Raw genomic sequence first — 25,963 nt, 5'->3', positions numbered from 1 at the left:
CTTGTTATCCCACTGTACCCACTATTCTTATCTGCTTGTTGTCAGGTATTTCCTGATAGGACATTACATGCAGATTATTGGAAATGTTACGCACAAAACGTGCCAGGATGGATCGTATTCCAGGCTGAACCACCAAAACGGCCAATTGTTGACGTGCCTGTTGTTGATCTGCAAACCGCAGTAAGGCCTGCTGAATCTTGTCTGCCATCCCCGGTTCAAAACTCATATTTTGTCCGTTACTGTTTTGGAGTGAATGCTGCAATAACTGTTCCAGCTCCGGTTTGAGCGTAATGATTTGCAGCTCCTCGTTTAAACCACTCATCTTTTGTGTGATCAAACGCGATAAAGCGACACGAACCTGAGCAATCAGATAATCAATGTCCTTGGATTTGCCGGATGACTCTGCAAGGGTTTCCACGATAGTGCGAATATCGGTTAAGGGAATATGTTCAGTCAGCAAGCCTTGCAATACTTTATTTACAGCTCCCAGTGTTAAATTGTCAGGAACCAGCTCTTTGACCAGCTTAGGTGAGGACAATGCCAGCTTATCAAGCAGCTGCTGGGTTTCTTCATAGCCTAATAACTGTTGACTATTCTGCTCAAGAATCTGGCTTAAGTGGGTAGCGACTACAGTGGAGGCATCAACTACTGTATAGCCATAAGTATGTGCCAACTCTTTTTGGCCTTCATTAATCCAGACTGCATTAAGCCCAAAAGCAGGATCCCTGGTTGCCTGCCCATCCAGCTCACCAAATACCTGTCCGGGATTTATAGCTAACAGACGATCATTAAAAACAGGCGCCTCTCCCATAATGACACCCGCCAGACTGATTCGATAATGATTGGGTTTAAGATCAAGATTATCCCGAATATGAACAGTTGGAATTAAAAAACCTAATTCCTGGGAAATCTTTTTTCTGACGCCTTTGATTCTGGATAATAAAACACCGCCTTGTGAGCTATCAACCAGTGGGATAAGGCGGTAACCTACTTCCAGTCCAATAACATCGACCGGGTTGACATCATCCCAGCTTAATTCAGAGACCAGTAAATTATCCTTTAAAGGCTCGTGCGACTCACTGAGTTTTTCTTTTCTGGCTTTGTCCTGATTGCTGCGAATCATGAGATAAGCCATAGTGCCAATACCTGCTGCCAATAAAAGAAAAGCAATATGAGGCATGCCAGGAACCACACCAATCAAACCGATAATACTCGCTGCGATTATGAGTGCCTTCGGATGTCCGAATACTTGTTTTACCAATGCCTGACTCATATTTTGCGCACTGGAAACGCGAGTGACAATAATAGCAGCTGCTGTGGACAGAACCAGCGAAGGGACCTGAGCCACCAGACCATCACCAATAGTCAATAGAATATAATTGTGCAAGGCATCATCGAACGACATTCCATGCTGCAAAACGCCTATGATTAGACCGCCAATCATATTAATCAGCAAAATTAAAATACCGGCTATCGCATCTCCTCGGACAAACTTGCTGGCACCATCCATTGATCCGTAAAAATCTGCTTCCTGGGATACTTCCGCCCGTCGTTTAATGGCTTGTTCCTGATTAATCAGGCCAGCGTTTAAATCAGCGTCAATGGCCATTTGCTTTCCTGGCAAAGAATCCAGAGTGAATCGGGCGCTAACTTCCGAGACCCGTCCGGCTCCTTTGGTGACGACTACAAAGTTAATCACCACCAGAATGATAAAAACCACCAGGCCCACTGCATAATTGCCGCCAATAACGACCTCACCGAAGGATTGAATTACCTGTCCCGCGGCATCCGTGCCATTCTGGCCGTTCAACAAAACGATTCGTGTTGAAGCGACATTTAATGCAAGACGTAATAGGGTCGCTATCAGAATGACTGTTGGGAAAACCGCCAGATCAAGGGGGCGCTCGCTGTAAATAACGGCCAACAGCACAATCAGGGACAGGGCGATATTGAAAGTGAAGAAGATATCCAGCAGAAAAGCAGGCAGAGGCAGAATCATCATACTTAGCATGATAACCATCATCAGCGGAGTACCGAGTCCCTGATTGATCCATAATTTAATCGTTTGTACCCAGGAATTCATCAGTTCTCCTCCTCGCTGCGTCTAAGATCTTCAGGAATAGGTAAATCGTTAAGCGAAGCGGGTTGCCGCTCGTAATACTGACGATTTTTTAATTGAAAAATGTAGGCCAGCACTTGCGCTACCGCCACATACAAGCCTCTGGGAATTTCTTTATTCAGAGCAGTTGAAAAGTAAATAGCCCGGGTCAATGGGGGTAAGGACAAGATCGGCACTTTGTGCGCTAATGCGATTTTATTGATCTGGAAAGCAATCAGATCTTTCCCTTTAGCCACCACAACCGGCGCGCGATTACCCTTTTGTTTGTACTGCAGTGCGACTGCGAAATGCGTTGGATTCGTCAACACCACATCGGCTTTGGGCACTTCTGCCATCATTCGCCGGCGCGAAATTTCCTGCTGCATTCTTCGGATCTGGCTTTTAACCTCAGGCTTTCCTTCCGTTTCCTTGTACTCATCCTTCAGTTCCTGACGCGTCATTTTTAACTGCTTTTGAAATTCATACCATTGAAAAGGCACATCCAAGGCCGCAATGAGAATCAAACAGGAACTAATCATCAGAAAAGAAAAGGAAATAATTCTAAGGCCCTCGCCAATAGCGCTTTCCAGTGAAAAATTAGCCAATGCCATTAATGAAGGCACTTGCCAATGCAATATAAGCAGCGCTGCCAAAGCGACTAACACAAATTTGATAAAGGATTTGGCCATCTCGACCACTGCCTTCAAGGAAACCATACGCTTTAATCCTTTCATGGGATTCATGCGTGAAAACTGAGGCCTCACTGCCTCAAATGAACATACCCAGCCGCCAATTAGTAAGGGAGCAATAATTGACAACAATAAAATTAAGAGCAGCAATGGCCAGACAAGATTAAATCCCAAACTCATCACTTCGCGCATTTTATAGAACAGGTTGGCATCCGACCGGAATAATTCCAAATTGAAATGCAGCGATTGCTGCATCATCTTTTTGGCCTGTTCAGCCAGAAAATGACCCAAAATCAGGACACTTAAGCTTGAGAAAATGAGAATCAGTGTTGCGTTAAAATCTTTGGAACGCAGCACCTGCCCTTTTTCTCTCGCCTCTTTGATGCGCTTTTGCGAGGGCTGTTCCGTCTTTTCCTGCGACTGTTCTTCTTCGGCCATCAGCGTAACATCCCTTTTATGAGTAAAATGCCCTGTTCAATGCTATCGCTCATTTGGTCAAAAAGGCCGGGTAAACTAAAGCGAATCACTATAAATCCCATCAACAAAGTAATAGGGAAGCCAATCGAAAATAAATTAAGCTGTGGCGCCACCCGGCTCATCACACCAAAGGCAAGGCTGACTAATAATAAGGAAAGAATTGCAGGAAGAGAAACCAGAACAGACTCTTTCAGCATCCAGGCAGAAAATCCCAGTATCGAAGCCAATTCAGTCACCCCTACCTCAAATTGACCTATTGGCTTTATTTTGAAACTCTCAAGAAATAAGTCGAAAAGCGCCAGATGACCATTTAAAGTCAAAAATAAAAGACTTACCATCATTAGATAAAGCTGACTTACCAAAGGCACACTGGCTTTACTGGCCGGATCAACCATTACCGCGAAACCCAGTCCAGCCTGCATGGCGATAATCTGGCCACCCACAATAAAAATCTGAAAAACCAATTGCAGCGCGAACCCCATAAGCAATCCGAGCAATATCTCATTCATCAGAAAAAATAGATGCTCCAGTCTGAAGTATAAAAAAGACATGGATTCCGGGATAAAGGGCATGGCGATGAACGCCAGGGCAAATGCAAAAATAATACGAATGCTTCTGGGTAATAATACAGAAGAAATTAAAGGCATTGACAGGAATAATCCGGATATGCGAGCCAGCGGCCAAACTATCTGACTTAAATACAGGATAACGGTTTGATGAGAAATGGCCATGTTAGTCCAGTAAATAGGGAATATTACCGAATAAACTCTCGGTATAATTCAACATGGTCTTTAAAAGCCAGGGTCCGGCTATAACCATCACCAGAAAGGTAACCAGCAGTTTGGGGATGAAGCTTAAACTGGCTTCATTGATTTGCGTGGCGGCCTGAAACATGGCTACAATCAGGCCCACAACCAATCCGGGAACTATTAGAACCAGCAATAATAAAATCATTAAATACACCGCTTCACTGAATAAGGATAAAACGGAATCTGCTGTCATGATTTCTCCTAGCTCACCGCAAAACTCGAGGCCAATGAACCCAGCACCAGGGTCCAGCCATCGACCATTACAAACAGCATTATTTTAAATGGTAATGAAATAATTAAGGGGGATAGCATCATCATACCCATCGCCATTAGCACTGAAGCCACCACCATGTCGATAATCAAAAAAGGGAGAAATAGAATAAATCCGATTTGAAACGCCGTTTTTAATTCGCTGGTTATGAAAGCAGGAATAACAATTTGCATGGGAATGTCGGAAACATTCGCGACCTGGCTATTGCCAAATTTTTCAAATAAGGCTAAATCGTTTTTACGGGTTTGTCGAAGCATAAACTGTTTTAAGGGCTGCTCTCCCAGATTCAGAGCCTGGGGAAAGTCAATTTGTTCCTTAATATAAGGTTGAATTGCATTTTGATTTATTTGATTAAAAACAGGCCACATAACAAAAAAAGTGAGGAAAAGAGAGATGCCTATTAATATCTGGTTGGTGGGTGTTTGCCCAAGCCCGATTGCCTGACGCAGCATTGAAAGAACGATGATGATTCGGGTAAATGAAGTCATCGCCATTAACAATCCCGGAATTACGCTCAATAAGGTCATTAACAGTATAATCTGTAAATTGACACTATAGGTTTCACCGTTTGCTGATGGACTCACTGTTACGGCTGGAAGCGATAAATTCGTCGCCAGTACAATTGAGGGGAATAACAATAAAATCAGGACATACAACAAACTGCGTCGTTTCATTGAGACTTCGTCCTTAAAGCTTGTTTGAAAAATTCAGTGAACCGCGTCTCGGCCTGCTTCTCAAAGCCCGGAGGCAGCTCTTCGCCAAAGTCACATAATGTCGTGATGTTATGGCTGGTGACCCCTAAAAGCAGATAGCGTGTACCCGCGCGTACCAGTAGAACTCTCTCTCGTGGGCCCAGGTTAGCAGAGTAAATCACTTCCAGATTGATGTGTTTGCCGGTTCCTAATCGGCTTGTCTGCTTCATAAGCCAGAACAAACCCAAAATAAAGATAATAACAAACAATAAACCCATGAGAATTCTGAAGAAATCGCCACCATTTAGACTTGATCCTTCAGAACCCGCTGCATAAGCCGTATTGCTTAAAAATAAATACAGATACAATCCCTTGCTTGCTAGCTTCATCTTAATCGCTTGATTCTTTCTGCCTTGCTTACTATATCCGTCAGACGGACCCCGAATTTGTCGTTCACCACAACAACTTCACCATGAGCAACCAGAGTTCCATTGACCAGTACATCAAGCGGCTCCCCTGCCATGCGATCCAGAGCGACAATGCCCCCCTGATTAAGTTGTAATAAATTTCGGATTGACATTTTAGTTCGGCCGATTTCTACGGTGACCGTCACTGGAATATCCAGAATCATTTCCATTTTTTCATTCTCAGTGTTGCCTGCTGCATCCTGAGTTAACTTGGCTGTGACGACCTCTGTATTCTCACTCATAACCACCTCTAGTAACTTATTTTTTTTGTTATTTTTAAAGCTCGCTTATCATTCACTTTCCCTACAGTAGCAACAAAAGCAGGCGTCCCTTCTATATCGACTGTCACTTCCTCATTCATTTCCAGGGTTAAAAAATCTCCTGCTTTCCACTCCATCACCTTGCCTAAAGTGCTTGTGGTTTGCGCCATAACTGAACTAATAGTTAACTCCACCTCCATTAACTCTTCCTTAAGAGACATAATCCAGTTCGGATCAATATCTTCATCAGGTCTGGCAGCTCCAAGTTCCAGTTGCTGTTTGATAGGTTCCACCATTGAATAAGGTAAAATGAATGCAAAGGTCCCCTGTTCCTTACCAAAATCAAGGCTGAATTTGCTGACTAGCAATAATTCATCCGGTTCACCGATGTGCACTAATTGCGGATTGGTTTCGTCATTGACCCGGAGGGGTTCGAGGTGAATAATCGGTGCCCAGGCTTGCTCGATATTGCGCACCAGTTTACCGATCACAATATCCATCACTCGCAATTCTGCGGCTGTGAAATCTGTTTTATCGGTTTGTGCACAAAATTGCGAACTGCCGCCAAAATAATAATCGACCAAATCATACACAAAGGTATTGTCAAACACGATCAGCGCCTTACCACGTAAAGGCTTAAATCGATAAATAGTCATTAAACTGGGATTGGGCAAAGCACTTAGATATTCACGGTGTTTCACTACCGTCATCGGCTCTTGCTTAATGTGAATTTCTTTGGCCATTAAAAGATAAATATCATTGGCAAAATAACGCGCTGCCCGATCATGGATTTTATCAAGAACCGGAAGCTCACCACGAACGATACGTTCCTGGCTTGCAAAATTGAGGACTTCAATATGCTCAGTTTTAGGAGCGGTTGGCGACGTTGGGAGATCATTCTCTGCATTAATCTCGTCTTCTGCAGAATCCGAATTATCGCTGTCTACAGCGCCTAACAAGGCATCAATTTCCTCTTGCGATAATACATCCTTCTCAACCATGAGTAATCCTGCATCCAATCTGCTTCAATACGTTAAACTATTCCCTAGCAATTTATATGCCAACTTTAATCATGGTGGCAGACGCATGTGAACGGGCTTTAATATTTATCAGTCAAAAAAATGACTAATCATCTGCCTCATCCTGACACTTATCCTCCGCAGCCGACTGGCATTTATCATTGCAATCCGTATCAGAAGATGTCATACAGACTGAATCCAGGCAGTCTTGGGTATAGCGCTCAATACACATTTGTTTATCGTATTTCTCAGAGCCAATAACCACTGTCGGTAAATCAGCTGCATAAATAGAAACTGGAATCATTATCCAAAGTCCCAGCAACGCCGATTTCACTATTAACTTTAACAATTCCATGACTTTTCCTTTTGAAGTGCTTCCAGTATCGATGCAATATCCTTTGATTAAAAATTATAGCATCAGCAGTTCATCATGATCTGCCTGCATTCATTTCGGCTATTTAATACACCAAATTCATTTTGCCAAGGCGCTGATTTCAAAATACAATTGTCAATGCCTGGTAAAGATGACACACTTGAATTTTCGATTGATAAAACTAGCAATGCAGCCTAAATTAATGCCCTTTGGTAACTTTGCCCATAATATTGAGACCCAATCGAAATGCTATCGTCCGGATAGTGAAAAACAAATAGAAAAAATACTGATACCTGCGAAAGAATCGATTTTGGCACGCGGCGCTGGAACCAGTTATAATGACTGCTGCCTCAATGATCAACAGTCCATTCTTGATACCAGGCGACTTAATCACTTTCTTTCTTTTGACGCTGCAAGCGGCCTGTTAGTTTGTCAGGGCGGCGTTACTTTTGCCGATTTATTCAAGGTTGACACGCGCTTTATCCCACCAGTGATTCCCGGCACGCTTCGCGCCACTTTAGCGGGAGGTGTTGCTAATGATGTTCATGGAAAAAATAATCCGAAAGAAGCGGCTTTGGGGCAGCATATTGAATGGATAGAATTACAATGTCATCAGGAGTCAATACACTGTAGCCCCAGGGACAACGCTGACTTGTTTTATGCAACCATTGCCGGCCTGGGACTGACAGGAATTATCAAACGTGTCGGGCTGAAACTTAAGAAAGCACCGCAGTTTGTAAAATCCGAAAATGAGAAATATCAGAGCTGGGATGAACTGGTTGAAAGAATGCTGAAATTGGCAGATAGCAGTGATTATCAAGCCGCCTGGCTCGATTTTCTTAACCCGGAGCATGCCATACTTTCTCATGCCAGCTATCATGAGAGTTTAAACAGGCAGGAAGCGGCTCCTGTTAATATTCCACCCATTCCTTTTCGCCTGATTAACCGTCTGGGAATGAAAGTATTTAATCAGCTTTATTTTCGTTTTACCAGCTCTTCTCCACAAGTCAGCCCTATCCAGATATTCAATAATCCGCTAGATAGAATCAGTAACTGGAATCGCCTCTATGGGAAAAAAGGCTTAATTCAATTCCAGGCCGTCGTTGGAGCTGATTTGATTAAGGAATGCCTTGAGCAATGTCTGCTGGTTAGCCGTAAACATCATGCACTGCCTGCGCTGGCAGTCTTAAAATATTTAAATCATACTGGAACGGGCTTGCTGTCATTCACTCAGCCAGGCTTTACCATTGCCATTGATTTTGTGAATCAACCGCAAGCCCGGCAAACAATTAAAAATTTGAATGAATGGATCACGCAGCATCAGGGCAAAGTGTACCTGGCAAAAGATTTGCTATTAACATCAGAGCAGTTCAGATGCCAATACCCTAATAGCGGACAATTCATCAAACTGCTTGAAACCCTGCCTAATCACCCCTGTTCTGATTTAGGTCGACGATTAGGGATTTGTATATGAATAAAACGACCTGGATCATTAGCGGGGCCAGTTCGGCAATCGCCAGAGAATTCGGTCATTTAGCAGCGAGTAAGGGGCATCCTTTAATTTTAATTGCACGTGATGCGGCCGAACTTAAAATTATGGCTGCCGATTATGCGCTGCGCTATAAAATCCCTTGCCAGACCATAGTGTTTGACTTCGCCAATGACAGCAAAACCTTGTGCCATCAGTTGTTCTCACGTCAGGAGAATTTGTCGCTATTTTTAGCTCATAGTTTAATTATTGAAAATCAGGATCTTAATGAATCAGATATTGGTTTAGTCATTAAAGTCAATATTACAAGCAGCTGTGAACTAATTTATGGGTATCTTAAAAAAGAACAAAGTGACCACCAGCTTATTTTTTTAAGCTCAGTCGCAGCCAGCCGTGGACGCAGTAAAAATAGTTTATATGGTGCCAGCAAATCAGCTATCGAAACTTATCTGCAGGGGCTACAGCAATCTGCTTCACAGACGCAAACACTGACTATCATGCGCCTCGGCTTTATTGATACGACGCAAACGTTCGGAAAGCCCGGTATTTTTTATGCGTCCTCTCCAAAAGACTGCGCCAAAGCCTGCTTCAAAGCATTAGACAGAAAAAAAAGGCTAAGCTACCATCCATTTTTCTGGCGATATATCATGGCAATCATCTCTAATTTGCCCTTCTTTATTTACAAAAAAATGAAAATGTAAAAAGCATCAAATCGTCCCAACGTCATCCTGAACGCAGTGAAGGATCTCAAACTGCTTAGAGCTGAGCCAGATTCAGGAGATCCTTCACTGCGTTCAGGATGACGTACCAGGGACAGGGTGACGTAACCAGGGAACAGGGTGACGTAACCAGGCAACAGGGTGACGTACCAGGGACAGGGTGACGTAACCAGGGAACAGGGTGACGTAACCAGGCAACAGGGTGACGTAACCAGGCAACAGGGTGACGTAACCAGGCAACAGGGTGACGTAACCAGGCAACAGGGTGACGTACCAGGCAACAGGGTGATGTACCAGGGAACAGGGTGACGTACCAGGGAACAGGATGACGTACCATGGGACAGAATGACGTACCGGGTGAGTTACTCCGAAATTTTATTTGAATTGCGGCCCATCCTGATTGCGATGACTCAGCAAATTAGCCAATTGCCACAAACCAGCTGCCGATTCTTTCTGCTTCAAACTCTCATTGAAAAAGCCGGGCTTTATGTCTACGAGTTGCTCCAGATGGTTGTCTGAACGGTGTGTTCGATATTCACAGAATGCTTGTCGAAAAAAGGGTTCCTGGATGTGTAAACGAAAGTATTTTTTTGCCTCCTTGCTGCCATAACTAACAGCCAGATCAAGCCAATCAAAACCGGCATTCATATCGACTTCAAACTTTTCAGGGAGGTCCACTTTAAGATCCGAATTAATTTGTCTTTCCAGCATCTGCCTGTCTCCAAATCCAATTAAAGCGATTTTAAACTGTGCCCCGCTGCATAGCGGTATTCCATTGAGCGTTTCATTAACATGTTTCGCTTCAGCCAACAGCTCTGCACAAAAATGGTCATATGAAATGCTCTGACTTATCTGTTCAGATTTCACAGCAATCGCTGAATTTTTTTTCTGCGACCTAAGATTAAAGTCCCTTTTCTCGCTGGCTCTTTCTGAACTGGGCATGCTCCATCCTTGCTATTGACAGTTAATCCACTCAACTGTCAATTTACTTCAAAATACGAATGGGAGGCAATATCGTATTGATCACGCCAAAGAACTGCAGGATATAAATAATCAAAACAATTAGTACCAGAATGTTCAAAAGAGATTTAATGGCCGCAGGCATTGGAATAAAAACATTAATCAACCACATGACCAATCCAAAGACAATAATGACTGCAATTAAATTAAGAAGTTCATGCATGATGGCTACTCTCTTTGTCCTAATAATATGATTATAGTACTCTTTTATCATTCTGGGGCAATTAATCATCTCTGACATACTTCTCTGTTACATCACCTGTCACTCAGCACAATTGGATAAGCTACACTTATAAAAAAGGCACAAATGGTATAACTAAAGGTGAGTCAATGGAGAAATCCCCAAAACGTATTGGACCGCATTCACCGGCTAAAAAATCAGCAACTTTTGCATCGAGATATGAATCCTTGCTTCAGGTTGAAAGAAGGATTTTTGAGCTGATTCTTGGAAATACTCCTCTTTCCGCATTATTGGACACAATCGCTTTAGGTATCGAGGAAATTACTGAAGGCGCAAAAGTAGCCATTCTTTTATTGGACAAAGACGGCATTCATATTCGTCAGGGTTCCGCTCCTCATTTACCTCCTGTTTACACGAAAACAATAGACGGAATGGAAATTGGTCCCCAACAGCTTTGTTCCGGTACGGCGATGTTTTCAAAGAAACGAGTGATAGTATCGGATATAAGCAGCAGTGCTTTTTGGGAGGATTACGCTAATTTAGCCGGGGAAAATAATCTGAAAGCCTGCTGGTCGACGCCAGTGCTTGACAGTAATAATAAAGTAATTGCAGCCTTTGCCCTGTATTATGACCATTGCTATGAGCCAACAAAAAACGATTTTGAACTGATTGATCATGCCGGTTATCTGGTAAGAATCTGCATTGAGCTTAATGAAAAAACTAACGCATTACAAACAAGTGAGTCCCGATTTCGTCATGCGTTTCAGGATGCGGCAACTGGCATTGCGATTACTGATTTGAGCGGTCATTTTCTGCAGGTCAATGCGGCTTACTGTGAGATGTTGGGCTACTCAGAGCAAGAGCTCTATGAAATGACATTTATGGATGTTACCCATCCCGATGATAAAATAATTAGCTGGGAACTTACTCGCAGTCTGTTGAATAAGCAGGAAGGACATACCTTTGAAAAGCGTTATCTGACCAAAAACCATGAGGAAATCTGGGTTCGGCTAAGCATTTCAGCACCTCGCGATGAAACCGGACAACCTATTAATTTTATCGCTGTATGCGAAGACATTACCCAGAAAAAAAGAATGCTTAATGAGCTTGAGGAAAACCAATCCTTTCTTCGCATGGCGTCACAGATAAGCCGTACTGGCGCCTGGTCATTAAAACTACCGGAGCAATGCTTTACCTGGTCTGAGGAAGCACAATTTATTCATGAAATGACTGGCTCTTTCAATCCTACACTTGATAATCTAATTAGCCTATATCCCCAAAAGTGTCGCCAAAAGCTTAAGGATGCTTTCGATCAATGCAGGTATAAAGGCATTCCTTTCCAACTTGAATTACCCTTTCTCAGTCCGAAGAACAATCCGCTTTGGATAAAAATTATGGGAGAATCTGCCCGGGATAAATCAGGGCAGATCATTAAGGTCCAGGGAGCGTTTCAAGATATCACTGAGCAAAAAAAGCTCGAAGAAGTACGCCAGGAAACCGAACAGCGGTTCCGCCAGCTCACTGAGAATATTCAGGAAGTGTTTTGGCTAACCAATGCGGCTCATGATCAGATTTTATATATCAGCCCGGCCTACGAACGTATCTGGGGGCGATCTTGTCAGGGTCTTTGTGAAAACCCTCGGCAGTGGCTGGAAGCCATTTATGAAGAAGATCGAAGTAAGATGCTTTCCTTACTTGATGACTCAAGCCAGGGTTATAATCAGGAATACCGCATTATCAGGCCTGACGGTCAAATGCGCTGGATTCATGATCGTTCGTTTAATATTTACGATAGTAAAGGTCAGCTTTACAGGATTGCCGGGGTCGCCGAAGATATCACTGAGAGAAAAGAAGCCGAACAATCGCTTCGAGAAAGTGAAGAGCGCTTTCGCTTGCTATCTGATGCGACCAATGATGCCATCTGGGATCTTAATCTTTTAAATAATTCAATTTGGTGGAATGAAGGCTTTGAAATACTCTTCGGATATCAGCGTAAAGAAATTGTTCCCAATATCAACTCCTGGATGAATTATATTCATCCAGATGATTTCAATCGGGTAATTCAGGGGGTTTTCAAAGTAATTAATGAGGGAAAAACACATTGGAATGCTGAGTATCGATTCCGGCGGAAAGATGGCACTTACGCAATAGTATTTGATCGGGGCAATGTAATACGGGATGACCGCGGAAAAGCTATACGCATGATTGGCGGCATGACCGATTTAACCGAACGTTATGAGCTCGAAGAGCAGCTTCGCCAATCGCAACGTCTTGAATCCCTGGGGCAATTAACGGGCGGCGTGGCACACGATTTCAATAACATGCTCACGATTATAATGGGTAACGCTGAATTACTGACTGAGCAATTATCCGATAACCCTATGCTAAATGAAATGGCAGAAATGATATACAGCGCTGCTCAGCGAGGAGCGGAGCTGACCAAACGCTTACTGGCGTTTGCCAGGCGCCAGGCCCTGGAACCTAAAGTTATAGAATTGAATGTGCTTATGGAAAACATGATGGGTCTCCTGAAACGAACAATCGGCGACAATATCGAATTAAAATTTAAAAAAGAGCCTCAATTATGGCCAACGCTGGTTGACCCATCGCAACTTGAAAATGCTATTTTAAATCTATGCTTAAATGCTCGTGATGCCATGCCTGGTGGAGGACAGCTCATTATTGAAACCAGAAACTCCGAATTGGATGAAACGTATGCCGATTCACATACTGAAATCAGGCCTGGACACTACGCTGAAATTCTGATTTCAGATACTGGCAGCGGAATTGCCCCCGAGCATCTGAACAAAGTGTTTGAGCCTTTTTTTTCGACCAAGCCCAAGGACAAAGGAACTGGTCTTGGACTCAGTATGGTGTTTGGGTTTATCAAACAATCAGGGGGGCACATCAATATCTATTCAGAACCAGGAAATGGTACCACTGTTGGCCTTTATTTGCCCAAAGCCGATAATGTGGCTATGCCTGAAGAGGAAGCTAAACCCAAATTCATAGCTACAGGACATGAAAAAATCCTTTTAGTAGAGGACAATGAGAAAGTACGCCTTTATGCTTCCGAGCAATTACGTGCCGCAGGCTATGAGGTCGAGGTGGCAGCTAATGGTCTTAGTGCTCTTGAAATTCTTAAGGCACGAGATGATTTTGAGTTGCTTTTTACAGATATAATAATGGAAGGAGGATTAAGTGGAACAGAACTGGCCATTTTGGCTCAAAAATTAAGACCCGATTTAAAAGTGCTATACACCTCGGGCTATCCTGAAGATATTATACGCCATCAGGGACAATTGACACCCGGAGTTCATTTACTAAACAAGCCTTATCGGCGAGCGGATTTATTAAACAAGGTTAGGGATACATTGAAAAGCGAATAACAAGGAAGACCAGGATGAGTAATCGTTTATTAATTCTGGATGATGATGTAATGATCTGTAAAACCATTCAAAACATTGCACGGTTTACAGACATCGAAGCTCAGTATACAACAAGTCCAGCGACATTTCTGGATCAGGTTCAGGCCTGGGAGCCAGAACTTCTCGCAATTGATTTGATCATGCCTGGAATGGACGGTATTCAGGTTATGACCGAGCTGGCCAGGCATCATTGCACATCCAAGATACTTATTACCAGCGGAGTAGGCAGTCGGGTATTGGATGCTGCCCAGAGAACCGCCTATGAGCATGGTCTTAATGTAGTGGCAGTACTTCCCAAACCTTTCTCATTAACTGATCTGAGAAAATTATTAACTCAGCTAAACACCTCAGTTAAAAAACCTCCGTCTAACTATTTCGGTTTAATTGAAAAGAAACCGGAACTTCTATTAAAAAGCGATCTATCCAATGCTCTGGAGCAAAAAGAGATTTATGTGGTATATCAGCCCAAGATTGACTGCAAAACTCAGGAATTAAAAGGATTTGAAGTATTAAGCCGCTGGGTTAACACCCGTTTTGGCATTGTACAGCCAGATCGTTTCATACCTTTTGCTGAATCCTGTCACCTGATTGATGGCATTACCTATGAGGTGCTGGACCAGGCCTTGCACTGGTTTAGCGACATCATTTCAGGTCCAGTTTATAAACAATATCTTTCAGAAAAAACAATTAAAAACCTGAAACTTTCCGTTAATATCTCGACTTCCTCCCTAAAAAATACCCCTTTGTTTGAACAATTAAGTGAAAACATCAAAAAGCTTGGGCTCGAGCCCAATTGTTTGATTCTGGAACTGACAGAAACCGCAGCAATGGAAGATCCGGTTGCATCTCTGGAAATTCTGACACGTCTGAGAATGCAGGGTTTTGAATTATCAATAGATGATTTCGGAACAGGCTTTTCCTCCATGTTGCAGCTGGTACGCCTGCCTTTCTCGGAAATCAAAATTGATAAATCCTTTGTCATTAATGCAAAACACTCTCTGGAATCCAAAGTAGTGATCAAATCGATAGTGGACTTAGGTAAAAGTCTGGGCTTACAAACCACCGCGGAAGGGCTCGAAGACAAGGATACGCTTAGCTATTTATGCGAGATAGGCTGCGATCAGGCCCAGGGATACTATATCTCTCATCCTCTGGTTGCCAAGGAAATATTTGAATGGATCAAGAACCGATCAGTTATATTTTCAACAAACTGACCTAATTATGCAAAGTTAGCAAAAAATATTGATTTAAATTTAAAAGCTGCTATCTTATACAATACGTTTGAGCCCGAAGGATGACTCAGTGACGAAAACGCCCGATTTTTTTGACTTCTCCCTTCTCTCCAGGGATGATATCGCTCGGCTCCTGAATCAATTTAATATCCGCCTGACTGTCGACGAAGCACTTACCATACAAAACGACTTTTTAAAACGCCCCCCTACTTATGCAGAATGTATCTTGTGGTCCATCCAGGGCTCGGAACATTGCTCTTATAAAAGCAGCAGAATACATCTGAAACAATTTGTCACAGACGGCCCTCATGTCATACTCGGTCCAAAAGAAGATGCCGGTATTATTTCCGTCGCCACCGATAAGCAAGGCAAACGCTATGGCATTGTGATGAGTCATGAATCGCATAATCATCCCTCTCAACTCGTTCCCTATGAAGGTGCTGCAACCGGAGTGGGAGGTAATGTACGGGATGTATGCTGTATGGGGGCTGAAGTGATTGCCGTGGCAGACAGTCTGCGATTCGGGGCCATCGACCGGGCGAAAACCAAATGGATTCAGGAAGGTGTAGTCCGGGGAATTGCAGGCTATGCCAATCCATTGGGGATCCCGAATCTTGCTGGTGATGTCGCTTATGACGAAGGTTATAATGAAAATTGCCTGGTTACTCTGGTGACTTTAGGTGTGGTGCGCGAGGATCAGATCATTCATTCCCACGCTCCTGCTGATGCAAAAGACTACGTGTTTATTCTGGTTGGAAAGCCGACAGATAATAGTGGTTTTGGCGGAGCAGCATTTGCCTCATCGACCTTAGACAGCGAACAGGAAAATGAGAATAAAGGTGCAGTACAAGAGCCTAATGCCTTTTTGCAGCGCCATATTCTGAAAGCCAATTATGCTATGTTTGAACAGTTGAGAAACGACAATCTGATTGCTCATGTCGGATTTAAAGATCTGGGAGCCGGCGGAATTGCCTGTGCCAGTGTTGAGCTGGCTGATGCCGCTGGTTTCGGTGCTGAAATTGATCTTGAAAAAGTTCCAACGAGTATAGCTGATTTACTGCCGGCAGTTATCTTGTGCTCTGAAACACAGGAACGCTTTATGTGGGTGGTTCCCGAGTCTCTCGCTGACCGATTCCTGCAACATTACAATATCCGTTTTGCTCTGCCCGATATTTGCGACGGCGCTCAGGCGACCATCATAGGGAGACTGCGTTCAGACGATCAATATATCGTTAAATATAACAATCAAACGATAGTTCAGGCAAAGGCCGGAGACATCACCCAAGGGATCCTTTACTCAAGACCCTATGAAAAGAAACAACGCGAATTCGATAGTTCTGTAATCACCCCGCCATCTGACTTCAATGCCGCGCTGATTGAGCTACTAACACATGAAAATATCGCATGTCGGGAGCCTGTTTATGAAACTTACGACAAACAGGTTCAGGGCCGCACCTGGCTGGAGCGCGGTGAAGCTGCCGCAGGTGTTTTGACCCCATTTAACGAAGATAAATACCCGGTTGAAATCCGCAAAACAGGCGTTGCCCTTTCAGTTGCTCAAAATCCTGCCTATTGTAAAATTGATGCTTACTGGGGTGCGGTCAATGCCGTTATGGAAGCGGCGCGCAACATTGTTGCCACTGGTGCCTGGCCTGTCGCTCTGACCGATTGCCTATGCTTTGGCAACCCGGAAAAACCAGAACAAATGGCAGAACTGATTGAAGCTATACAAGGTATTGTTGATGCTTCAAAAGCAATCCCGGTTATTGATTTTCCTCAATTTAGCCTGCCGATTATTTCGGGGAATGTCTCGCTTTATAACGAATCAACCAAAAGCTCTATTCCACCCAGCCCCATTATCAGTTGCGCAGGTGCCATGCCCGATGCTGACAAGGCTTTAACACATTCCTTCCAGCAAGCCGGTTCCATCCTGATTCTGGTGGGTGCACGGCGTGACGAATGCGGGGGCAGTGTTTACTATCAAACACAGCATACACTGGGTAATAGTTTACCCAAACCTGATCTGAAAAAAATTGGTCAGGAGCTTATTGCAGTCTATCAGGCTATTCAGCAGAGCCTGATCCTCTCGGCATCAGCAATTTCCCGAGGCGGCATCGCCACTACACTGGCACAAATGAGCTTTAGACTGGGTATCGGTGCTGAGGTGCATTTAAAAGATCCCCTTGCCGCCGATAAATTGCTATTTGCAGAAACCGGTGGTTTTATCCTGGAAGTGTTTCCTGAGGCTCTGGAGCTTATTCTTAATTTATTTGCAGAATATCAGGTTAGTCCCCAGGTGATTGGTAAAACTACCCAGGCTTCCCGCTTAAAAATTAACTCTCTGATTAATCTGGCTGTCGAAGACGCTCGTTCGGCCTGGACTAATGGTTTACGCAAAAGGCTTTTATCATGACAAGCATCGATTATAAAACAGCAGGTGTGGATGTAGAGGCAGGCAATCAGGCCGTTAAGCGTATCAAAAATGCAGTTGAAAGTACTTTTTCAAAACAGGTTTTAACCGGTATCGGCAATTTCGCCTCCATGTATGATTTAAAATCTCTGCTGGAACATTATAGGCATCCTGTGCTGGTACAAAGCATCGATGGCGTAGGAACCAAAATGATGGTCGCCAGAATGATGCAAAAATTTAACACTATTGGAATGGATTTGGTGAGTGCTACTGCCAACGACATTATTGTTTTAGGCGCCAAACCGCTGACCTTGCTGGATTACATTGCCAACGACAAATTAAATCCTTTAATTATAGAGGATATTATCAAAGGCATGGTGAGTGCATGCCGTGATAATGATATTTCACTGGTCGGTGGCGAGATGGCAGAAATGCCGGGAACCTATTGTCCAGGCGAGCTTGATCTTGTGGGTATTATTACTGGCGTTGTAGAAAAAGACAAAGCGATTTTAGGACAAACTATCTGTGAAGGCGATATTGTCGCCTGTTTTGCCTCAAGCGGGCTTCATACGAATGGCTATACTCTGGCCAGGAAATTATTTTTTGATGTCGCCGCTTATGATGTGAACTCTCATTTCCAGGATTTTGATCAAAGCCTTGGTGAAGAGCTGCTGACTCCGCATATCAACTATACCAGACCGATTCTGCATCTGCTTGATAATAATATGCCCATAAAAGGAATGGCACATATTACGGGTGGCGGCTTGCTTGAGAATCTTCCACGGGTGTTGCCGGCTGGCTGTGCTGCAAAAATAAATAAAAGTAAGATTCCCCAACTCCCACTGTTCAATCTGCTGCGACGCATTAGCCGTTTAGATGATCAGGAACTCTATCGCACGTTCAACATGGGTGCGGGGATGGTTTTGGTTTTTGCGCCTGAAGCCCAAACAGCGATTACCAAAACCTTAAAGGCATTTCCTGATTTCCCCCTGTATGAAATCGGACGTATAACTAACGGTAACAGAGAGGTCACTCTATTATGATCCGCATCGGCCTGATTCAATTCCCTGGTTCAAACTGTGAACGGGAAACTGCTCTGGCAATCAAACGGGCCAAGATGGAGCCCGTAGAATTTTTGTGGAATGAGCCGTTGCATAAGCTGGAAACCCTGGATGGTTATGTATTAATAGGCGGCTTTTCCTATGAAGATCGTTCGAGGGCAGGAATTATCGCAGCACTTGATCCTGTTTTGAATGACATAAAAAAGCAAAGTTTAAAAGGAAAACCCGTTTTAGGAATTTGTAATGGCGCACAAATTCTCGTCGAATCAGGCATGATCCCTGGCTATGGGGAAATCGCGCTTACTGAGAATAAACGCATCCAGGAAGGTAAAATTCTTGGAACGGGCTTCTACAACAGCTGGGTCAATATGCGCTTGGCCGATAATTATCAAGCCAATGCCTTTACCCGTTTTCTCGATTCCAAAACTATCATTCATTTACCGGTTGCACATGCTGAAGGCCGGTTTATCATGCCTGAATCCTTATTACAGTATCTGCAGGAAAATGGCTTATGTCTTTTTCGCTACTGCGACGAACAGGGCCAAATCATCGATAATTTCCCGATTAATCCCAACGGTTCCCTGCACAATATTGCCGCCATTTCCAATGAGGCAGGTAATGTGATGGCAATGATGCCTCATCCCGAGAGAACAGAAAATGGGGATGCAATTTTTCATTCAATGCGTGAATATATCAGCGAAGGCAGTAAACCGATTACAAACTATAGCAAGCGTCCTGTTCCCGAAATCCCTATACAATCTTACCAGCCTCAAACAGGCTCTAAAGAATATCTAATTCAGTTAAACATTACAGATAATCAAGCCCTTACCGTTCAAAAAACACTTGAAAAAATGGGGTTTCCTGTAAAAGTAAAACGCTTTGATCATTGGGAAATTCTTAGCGAATCAGCCAGTCAGCTCGAGCGCGTCCAATCAAGTGGTGTTTTATTTTGCGAACGGAAAGAACAAATTTATAAACCTGCGTCCTATACTGAACAAAACAACAGTTTCTCCTGTCTGGTACGAACTAAAGAGGATTTGATAGGTCAGCAAGCCAAACAAACGCTCGATGCTCAACATGATACAGATACAGGACTTAAGATAAGGCATGGAGTAGTCTGGCAGTTTCATAGCGATACGCTGCCTGTCAGTCAGTTTGTTAAAGATATTTTATCAACTAACATATTAGGGAACCGGTATGCTCACGAATACTTCAACTATGACTTCCCGCTATTTGGAAGAGATACGCGCTGAACAAGCTTATGTTCTGGATCAGACTAACCTGCCAGTAGGTAAGAAGTACACAGGCAAGGTCAGAGATTCCTATGATTTGGGTGAATATCTTTTGCTGATTACTACCGATCGACTGACCGCCTTCGACAGACCTCTCGCTCTTATCCCCTGCAAAGGACAAGTACTCAACCTAACCAGTGCCTGGTGGTTTGAGCAAACCAAAGATATCGTTCCCAATCATCTCGTCGCCATTCCAGACCCCAATGCAGTCATTGCAAAAAAATGCCAGGTCTTTCCTGTCGAATTTGTGATGCGAGGCTATATTACTGGCACCACCGATACTTCTCTCTGGACTCAATACAACAAAGGAGTCCGAAATTATTGCGGTATTTCCTTTCCAGAAGGCCTGAAAAAGAATCAGATACTGGAGGAACCAGTTCTGACTCCAACCACCAAGGAAAAAGTTCATGATAGGCCCATCTCACCCGAAGAGATTATTTCCGAAGGCTGGATGAAAGAGGAACACTGGCAACAGGCCAGCCTTTTAGCAAAGAAATTATATGCCAGAGGCGTTGAAATTGCGCGCCAGCATGGATTAATACTGGTTGATACCAAATATGAATTTGGTCTGGACTCTTCAGGCAAAGTCATTGTGGTGGATGAAATTCATACACCGGACTCAAGTCGTTACTGGTTGGCCAATACCTATGAGCAACGTATTGCTGAGGGCCTGGAGCCGGAAAACATTGATAAGGAATTTTTGCGACTGTGGTTTGCCAAAAATTGTGACCCTTATAAAGATAATGATTTGCCAAAAGCGCCCCAGGAATTAGTCGAGCAGCTGTCTCTACGATACATCCAATTGTATGAAATGATCACTGGCCGCCCATTTGAGTTCCAAAAACATCACGAAACAGCAGAAAAACGCATATTGCATAATATCGCTGATTATATAAGGTAGTCGATTATGTGTGGGATTGTCGGAATTATCAGCCAGGAACCCGTAGCCAACGAGTTATTTGACAGCCTGATTCACCTGCAGCATCGCGGCCAGGATGCGGCGGGAATTTTAACCTGTGACGAGCGTTTCTATTCACGCCAGGGCTTAGGCCTGGTTCGAGAGATTTTTAATCAGAAAAACGTCAGCAGTCTGCTGGGAAACATTGGCATTGGGCATACCCGCTATCCCACAGCAGGTGGTTATACCAATACCGACATTCAGCCTCTCTGGATTGGCAGCCCGCGCGGCATAGCTATGGCACACAATGGTAATCTCACTAATTATCAGGAATTAGCCGAGCAAATTCGGTTTAAACAAAAACGCCATCTTAATTCATCACTGGATTCGGAAGTACTTCTGCTTACACTGGCTGATCAGTTGGCAAATTCTTATTTTGACGAAGATGATGAGCGCTTTTTTGAAGTGCTTTGCAGAGCGGTGGAATTCATTTCCTATTATGTGAAAGGCGCTTATTCCATTGTTAGCGTGGTCATTGGAAAGGGGCTGGTTTGTTTCCGCGACCCTCATGGCATCCGGCCTCTTGTCTGGGGTTCTCGTGAGGGCTTATTCGGCAAAACCGATTACATCTTTGCTTCTGAAACCACTCCGTTTTATGCGCTGGGTTTTAAAGAGGAAGGTGATGTATTGCCTGGAGAAGTTGTTTATGTCAGTCAATCGGGGCAGATGTTTCGCCGTGTTATCAATAAAAGAGAAACAGAATTCAGGCCCTGCGTCTTTGAATATGTCTATTTCTCCCGACCCGACGCTACAATAAATCATATTAATGTGTACCGCGCCCGTTTACGGATGGGCCAAAATTTATGTAAGCAATGGAAAGCCCAATATCCTGATATTATCCCTGATGTAGTCGTGCCGGTACCCTTTACTGCGAATACAGCCGCATTGTCTTTCGCCCGGGAGATGGGCGTTCGTTATACCGAGGCACTTTATAAAAATCCTTTTATTGGCCGCACATTCATTATGCCTAATGTGAAAGCACGCAAACGTAATATTCGCTACAAACTAACTCCTTTACGAACCGAAATACAAAATAAATCGGTCCTCATTGTTGACGATAGTATTGTTCGCGGCGCTACCTCTCGTGAAATTGTAAAAATGATAAAAGAAATGGGGGCAAAGAAAATTTATCTGGTGTCCACCTGCCCTCCGATTAAATATCCCTGTTTTTATGGTATTGACATTCCCAGCTCTCAGGAGCTGATAGCGTCCAACAAATCTGAAGAAGAAATAGCTAATGAAATCGGTGTGGATATTTTACTGTATCAATCATTTGAAGATTTAATAGAGGCGGTCACCAGACGCGGTGATCACAACATCAAAAAACCCTGTATGTCCTGTATGGATGGTGAATACTTTTGCAAATCAATTACACCGGAAAAAATAAAAGAGCTTGAATTACAAAGGGCTAAGGATAAGGCGAAGAAGTGAACAGGGGAAAGAATTAAAGAGATTGCTTTATTGTCATCCCCGCGAAGGCGGGGATCCACGCCAGACCAGGAACTGTGCCTCATGAAGAAATGGATTCCCGCCTTCGCGGGAATGACATACCGATAAAGAAACATTGTTATAAATATCAAAAAATAGGAAAAAATTGCTGTGAAAATTCTGATTATCGGTTCAGGTGCCCGTGAGCACGCTATTGTTAGAGCCTTGCATCGCTCACCCCAACAACCTTTAATTTATTGCATTGGTTCTTCTGTCAATGCGGGTATCAGACAATTGACTCAGGACTATCTGGCAGGCGATATAACTGATTTCGGTCGGGTTACTCATCAGGCACATGAATGGGCCATTGATCTATGTATCATTGGACCAGAGGCCCCTTTGGAAATGGGACTTGCCGATGCGCTCTGGCAGATTGGCATTGCGACCATTGGCCCTAAACAAAGTCTGGCCCGTATTGAAACCAGCAAAGAGTTCGCAAGAAACCTGATGCAAAAATACAATATCCCGGGTTTGCCCGTTTACAAAACATTTAATTCAATGTCAGGTATAGAGTCCTTTCTTGATTCTTTAAACAATAATTATGTCATCAAAGCCAATGGGCTGATGGGTGGTAAAGGGGTCAAGCTCTTTGGAGAGCATCTTCACTCCAAAGAGGAAGCGCTGTCCTTCTGTGACGAAATTCTCGCAAAAAACCAATCCATTATTATTGAGGAGAAACTGGAAGGCCAGGAATTCTCATTTATGTGCTTTGCAGACGGTGTTCGCTTGTTTCCAATGCCGCTGGTTCAGGATCATAAGCGAGCCTTTGCAGGTGACGAAGGCCCCAATACCGGGGGAATGGGAAGCTATTCCGACGCCAATCACAGTCTGCCCTTTCTATCCAAAAATGAAGTTCAAACCGCTCTGGCCATTAATAATGCGGTATATCATGCATTAACATCAGAATGCCAGGATAAATATATTGGCTTTTTGTACGGGAGCTTTATTGCGACAGCAGAAGGGATCTATGTGATTGAATTCAATGCACGCATGGGAGATCCTGAGGCCTTAAACGTTTTATCTATACTTGAAAGCGATTTTGTAACCCTTTGCGCCGCTATGGTTACAGGAAGACTGGATCTGACCGATATTCATTTTGCTAATAAAGCGACTGTTTGCAAATATGCGGTACCTGAAGGCTATCCGGATAAGCCTTTAAATAATTTTGAAATTGATATTCATTCCGTCACTAATCCCGATAATCTTTACCTTGGCGCAGTGAATCAGATCAATGAGCGAACGGTGGCTACAGGCTCCCGAACAGCCGCTTATGTAGGCATTGCAAATACCATCTATCAGGCAGAAGTTCTTGCTGAAGCTGAAATTTCCCGAGTCGGCGGCTCCCTTTATCACCGCAAAGATATAGGAACTGCAGCCTTGATTGAACAGCGTATCAGTCACATGCAAAGGTTGAAAGCGCAATGATAAACCTGGCAGTCCTCGGTTCAACAAGAGGCAGCAATTTGCTGCCTCTTATCGCTGCCAGTAAAGATGGCCGTATGAAGGCAAAAATCAAATTGGTATTGAGCAATAAAAATGATGCCCTGATTCTTCAAAAAGCGAAGGATAATGGGATACCGAACTATTTTTTAAGCCCGGCGGGGATGAGCCGTGAAGCTTATGATGAGCAAATATATGATTTACTGCAATCCCATTCCATTGATTTAATCGTTTTAACCGGTTACATGCGAATTTTATCGGCTAAATTTGTAAGAGCATGGCCTAACCAAATTATAAACGTACATCCCTCCCTGTTACCTGATTTCTCGGGTTTAATGGATCTGGAGGTACACAAGGCAGTTCTTGCCGCAGGCAAGCGTGTTTCTGGCTGCACTGTCCACTATGTCAGCGAAGAAGTGGATGAGGGACCGATTATTTGTCAGCTCAAATGTCCCGTGCTTCCCTATGATACGCCTGAATTATTGAAAACCAGGCTACAGGCATTGGAAGCAAAGGCATTGATACGAGCGATAAATGCGCATACATTAAATATGCAAGCAGAGTGTTTATAGAACATGTCCTCCCCGCGAAGGCGGGGAGCCATCTATAATTTGGCACAGTGCCAAGATAGAAATGGATTCCTTCGCGGGAATGACACAGTTCAATAAGCTCTCTGCTAAAATTGAGTTTTAACAATTAAAAAAAGGATCGATATGTCAACTCCACTAGTTGCTGTTCTCATGGGCTCCAAATCGGATTGGACAATTATGGAAGAAGCAAGCAAAACACTTGAAGGCTTGCTTATACCGCATGAAGTCCGGGCGCTCTCCGCGCATCGCACCCCTGATGCCTTATTCAGTTATCTTAAAGAAGCAGAGGAAAGCGGTGTTGAGGTATTTATTGCTGCAGCCGGAGGAGCTGCCCATTTACCAGGGGTGGTCGCTTCCAAAACGCTATTGCCGGTTTTAGGTGTGCCTATGCCCTCCTCCACCTTCACCGACGGTCTTGACGCGCTGCTTTCTATTGTACAAATGCCAGCGGGTATCCCAGTAGGAACTTTAGCAGTGGGTAAAGCCGGTGCAGTCAATGCGGCCATCCTGGCGGCGTCAATTCTGGGTAATAAATATCCGGAATATCGAAAAGCTGTTCAGAAGCACAGAGATGAGCAAGCGCGAAAAGTATTGGATAACTCAATCATACGTTGATCGAGCTATGCCCGGTTGCAAACCACCGGGCTCTGGATTATCCATTCGTTGTTTCATCATCAGAATAAGGAAGAATGGTCACGCCTGTACCTATGGTCATGAATTGCTCGTTCAGCCACTTGGCTGCACTTGGGAACACTCGTACGCAGCCATGACTTGAATTGCCATAAGGCACTTCATATCCTGCATGAATTGTAAACCCGCGATAGAAGTACATACAGTAAGGCATTTTTGCCCCGCCGGTTGTTTCCACTGGATACTCACCAGAAAGACAATTAATGCCTCGCTTATTATAAACGCGGAATGTACCGGTGACTGTACGGCAAGGCTGGCCGACATCTTCACAGAAGTCTTTACCTCCAGAAGCAGCCCCAGTCATAACCCGATTGCCCTCTTCATCATAAGCGGCCCATGCATAGGCTTTCGGGTCGAAAATAAATTGCTTTCTGCCTGTAGCCGTCGCTTTAACGGGAAAATGATCACGTCCTCGTTTGTCTTTAGTATAGTGAATCGTATGGTGAACTTTTCCGGCATCATCCGTAATATAGGTTGACTCATCAAATTCAACGCAGCCGGTCAACCCCACGGAGCAGGCTAGCCCCAGCCAAAACAACTTATTCATATTTAGAAATCTCCACACAGGATTCAATTATCAAAGTAACTATATCAATGTACCGTAGCTTGCTGGCATTGTTGCATCAATAGAACCAGTCGTCTTTGCGAACGAAGTGAAGCAATCCGGATCGAACCTTGAACAAAGTTAAGTGCTGGATTGCTTCGCTAACGCTCGCAAAGACAGTTTTTGTACCTATTTTCATTAATGCAATAACGCCTGCTTGTCAAAAACCAGGCGACCGGAGTCATTATCCACTGCATTGCGAGCCT

Annotated in this window: 25 protein-coding genes; 13 read left to right on the top strand and 12 right to left on the bottom strand. The window is 43.8% G+C overall.

Annotated elements, in window-relative coordinates; all coding sequences use genetic code 11:
• Positions 1–4: 4 nt before the first annotated feature.
• From flhA to E1O89_RS01430, 9 genes are all read right to left on the bottom strand, one after another.
• Entirely contained in the window at positions 5–2,083 is a 2,079-nt protein-coding gene (gene flhA, locus E1O89_RS01470; protein WP_133138611.1) for a flagellar biosynthesis protein FlhA, read from the bottom strand.
• Complete coding sequence (gene flhB, locus E1O89_RS01465; RefSeq protein ID WP_133138610.1) at positions 2,083–3,225, bottom strand: flagellar biosynthesis protein FlhB; 1,143 nt, start codon at positions 3,223–3,225, stop codon at positions 2,083–2,085. Before flhB ends, flhA begins: the two co-directional genes overlap by 1 nt.
• Positions 3,225–3,995, bottom strand: coding sequence for a flagellar biosynthetic protein FliR (fliR, locus tag E1O89_RS01460; RefSeq protein WP_133138609.1), 771 nt, complete (start codon positions 3,993–3,995; stop codon positions 3,225–3,227). Before fliR ends, flhB begins: the two co-directional genes overlap by 1 nt.
• A 1-nt stretch (position 3,996) precedes the next feature.
• Complete coding sequence (fliQ, locus tag E1O89_RS01455) at positions 3,997–4,266, bottom strand: flagellar biosynthesis protein FliQ (RefSeq protein WP_112219981.1); 270 nt, start codon at positions 4,264–4,266, stop codon at positions 3,997–3,999.
• 8 nt (positions 4,267–4,274) lie between these two features.
• Entirely contained in the window at positions 4,275–5,018 is a 744-nt protein-coding gene (gene fliP, locus E1O89_RS01450; protein WP_133138608.1) for a flagellar type III secretion system pore protein FliP, read from the bottom strand.
• Positions 5,015–5,425: a flagellar biosynthetic protein FliO gene (gene fliO, locus E1O89_RS01445; RefSeq protein WP_133138607.1), complete on the bottom strand. Its 411-nt coding sequence runs from the start codon at positions 5,423–5,425 to the stop codon at positions 5,015–5,017. Before fliO ends, fliP begins: the two co-directional genes overlap by 4 nt.
• A complete protein-coding gene (gene fliN, locus E1O89_RS01440; RefSeq protein ID WP_133138606.1) occupies positions 5,422–5,745 on the bottom strand; it encodes a flagellar motor switch protein FliN in 324 nt (107 codons plus the stop codon). Before fliN ends, fliO begins: the two co-directional genes overlap by 4 nt.
• An 8-nt stretch (positions 5,746–5,753) precedes the next feature.
• Positions 5,754–6,764: a flagellar motor switch protein FliM gene (gene fliM, locus E1O89_RS01435; protein WP_133138605.1), complete on the bottom strand. Its 1,011-nt coding sequence runs from the start codon at positions 6,762–6,764 to the stop codon at positions 5,754–5,756.
• 124 nt (positions 6,765–6,888) lie between these two features.
• Positions 6,889–7,137, bottom strand: coding sequence for a hypothetical protein (locus tag E1O89_RS01430; protein WP_133138604.1), 249 nt, complete (start codon positions 7,135–7,137; stop codon positions 6,889–6,891).
• 205 nt (positions 7,138–7,342) lie between these two features.
• On the opposite strand from E1O89_RS01430, the gene E1O89_RS01425 reads away from it, so the two are divergent.
• The 3 genes from E1O89_RS01425 (at position 7,343) to E1O89_RS15360 (ending at position 9,672) form a co-directional block, all read left to right on the top strand.
• On the top strand, positions 7,343–8,629 hold the full coding sequence (locus E1O89_RS01425; protein WP_133138603.1) for an FAD-binding oxidoreductase: 1,287 nt from the start codon (positions 7,343–7,345) through the stop codon (positions 8,627–8,629).
• Entirely contained in the window at positions 8,626–9,345 is a 720-nt protein-coding gene (locus tag E1O89_RS01420) for an SDR family NAD(P)-dependent oxidoreductase (RefSeq protein WP_133138602.1), read from the top strand. Before E1O89_RS01425 ends, E1O89_RS01420 begins: the two co-directional genes overlap by 4 nt.
• 159 nt (positions 9,346–9,504) lie before the next feature.
• On the top strand, positions 9,505–9,672 hold the full coding sequence (locus E1O89_RS15360; protein WP_165483024.1) for a hypothetical protein: 168 nt from the start codon (positions 9,505–9,507) through the stop codon (positions 9,670–9,672).
• Positions 9,673–9,738: 66 nt separating this feature from the next.
• Here the strand turns inward: E1O89_RS15360 and E1O89_RS01415 are convergent, their stop codons facing one another.
• Both E1O89_RS01415 and E1O89_RS01410 read right to left on the bottom strand, forming a co-directional pair.
• Positions 9,739–10,305 carry a hypothetical protein gene (locus E1O89_RS01415; RefSeq protein WP_133138601.1) on the bottom strand — a complete coding sequence of 189 codons (567 nt, stop codon included), beginning with the start codon at positions 10,303–10,305 and terminating at the stop codon, positions 9,739–9,741.
• A gap of 43 nt (positions 10,306–10,348) precedes the next feature.
• Complete coding sequence (locus tag E1O89_RS01410; protein WP_058508722.1) at positions 10,349–10,546, bottom strand: Thivi_2564 family membrane protein; 198 nt, start codon at positions 10,544–10,546, stop codon at positions 10,349–10,351.
• 167 nt (positions 10,547–10,713) lie between these two features.
• Here E1O89_RS01410 and E1O89_RS01405 point away from each other — a divergent pair, with 167 nt between their 5' ends.
• The 10 genes from E1O89_RS01405 (at position 10,714) to purE (ending at position 25,078) form a co-directional block, all read left to right on the top strand.
• On the top strand, positions 10,714–13,953 hold the full coding sequence (locus E1O89_RS01405; RefSeq protein WP_133138600.1) for a PAS domain-containing protein: 3,240 nt from the start codon (positions 10,714–10,716) through the stop codon (positions 13,951–13,953).
• Between the two features lie 14 nt (positions 13,954–13,967).
• Positions 13,968–15,206, top strand: a complete 1,239-nt coding sequence (locus E1O89_RS01400; protein WP_133138599.1) for an EAL domain-containing protein — start codon at positions 13,968–13,970, stop codon at positions 15,204–15,206.
• A gap of 88 nt (positions 15,207–15,294) precedes the next feature.
• The gene (purL, locus tag E1O89_RS01395) at positions 15,295–17,637 is read left to right on the top strand and encodes a phosphoribosylformylglycinamidine synthase subunit PurL (RefSeq protein ID WP_133138598.1); all 2,343 of its coding nucleotides are present in this window, start codon (positions 15,295–15,297) and stop codon (positions 17,635–17,637) included.
• Positions 17,634–18,677 (top strand): phosphoribosylformylglycinamidine cyclo-ligase, encoded by a 1,044-nt coding sequence (gene purM, locus E1O89_RS01390; protein ID WP_133138597.1) that lies wholly within the window; start codon positions 17,634–17,636, stop codon positions 18,675–18,677. The genes purL and purM overlap by 4 nt, the downstream gene beginning before the upstream one ends.
• Complete coding sequence (gene purQ, locus E1O89_RS01385) at positions 18,674–19,948, top strand: phosphoribosylformylglycinamidine synthase I (protein WP_133138596.1); 1,275 nt, start codon at positions 18,674–18,676, stop codon at positions 19,946–19,948. Before purM ends, purQ begins: the two co-directional genes overlap by 4 nt.
• Positions 19,893–20,888, top strand: coding sequence for a phosphoribosylaminoimidazolesuccinocarboxamide synthase (locus tag E1O89_RS01380; RefSeq protein ID WP_133138595.1), 996 nt, complete (start codon positions 19,893–19,895; stop codon positions 20,886–20,888). Before purQ ends, E1O89_RS01380 begins: the two co-directional genes overlap by 56 nt.
• A 6-nt stretch (positions 20,889–20,894) precedes the next feature.
• Entirely contained in the window at positions 20,895–22,376 is a 1,482-nt protein-coding gene (gene purF, locus E1O89_RS01375) for an amidophosphoribosyltransferase (RefSeq protein WP_133138594.1), read from the top strand.
• A 168-nt stretch (positions 22,377–22,544) separates the two neighbouring features.
• Positions 22,545–23,858 carry a phosphoribosylamine--glycine ligase gene (gene purD, locus E1O89_RS01370; RefSeq protein WP_133138593.1) on the top strand — a complete coding sequence of 438 codons (1,314 nt, stop codon included), beginning with the start codon at positions 22,545–22,547 and terminating at the stop codon, positions 23,856–23,858.
• Positions 23,855–24,445: a phosphoribosylglycinamide formyltransferase gene (purN, locus tag E1O89_RS01365; protein ID WP_133138592.1), complete on the top strand. Its 591-nt coding sequence runs from the start codon at positions 23,855–23,857 to the stop codon at positions 24,443–24,445. The genes purD and purN overlap by 4 nt, the downstream gene beginning before the upstream one ends.
• 141 nt (positions 24,446–24,586) lie before the next feature.
• Entirely contained in the window at positions 24,587–25,078 is a 492-nt protein-coding gene (purE, locus tag E1O89_RS01360) for a 5-(carboxyamino)imidazole ribonucleotide mutase (protein ID WP_112219964.1), read from the top strand.
• 37 nt (positions 25,079–25,115) lie between these two features.
• On the opposite strand, the gene E1O89_RS01355 is transcribed toward purE, so the two are convergent.
• On the bottom strand, positions 25,116–25,700 hold the full coding sequence (locus E1O89_RS01355; protein ID WP_112219963.1) for a L,D-transpeptidase: 585 nt from the start codon (positions 25,698–25,700) through the stop codon (positions 25,116–25,118).
• Positions 25,701–25,963 lie beyond the last annotated feature (263 nt).

The organism is Legionella genomosp. 1 (assembly GCF_900640215.1).
GTDB lineage: Bacteria > Pseudomonadota > Gammaproteobacteria > Legionellales > Legionellaceae > Legionella_C > Legionella_C quinlivanii_A.
This window is presented reverse-complemented; position numbering and strand designations above follow the sequence as displayed.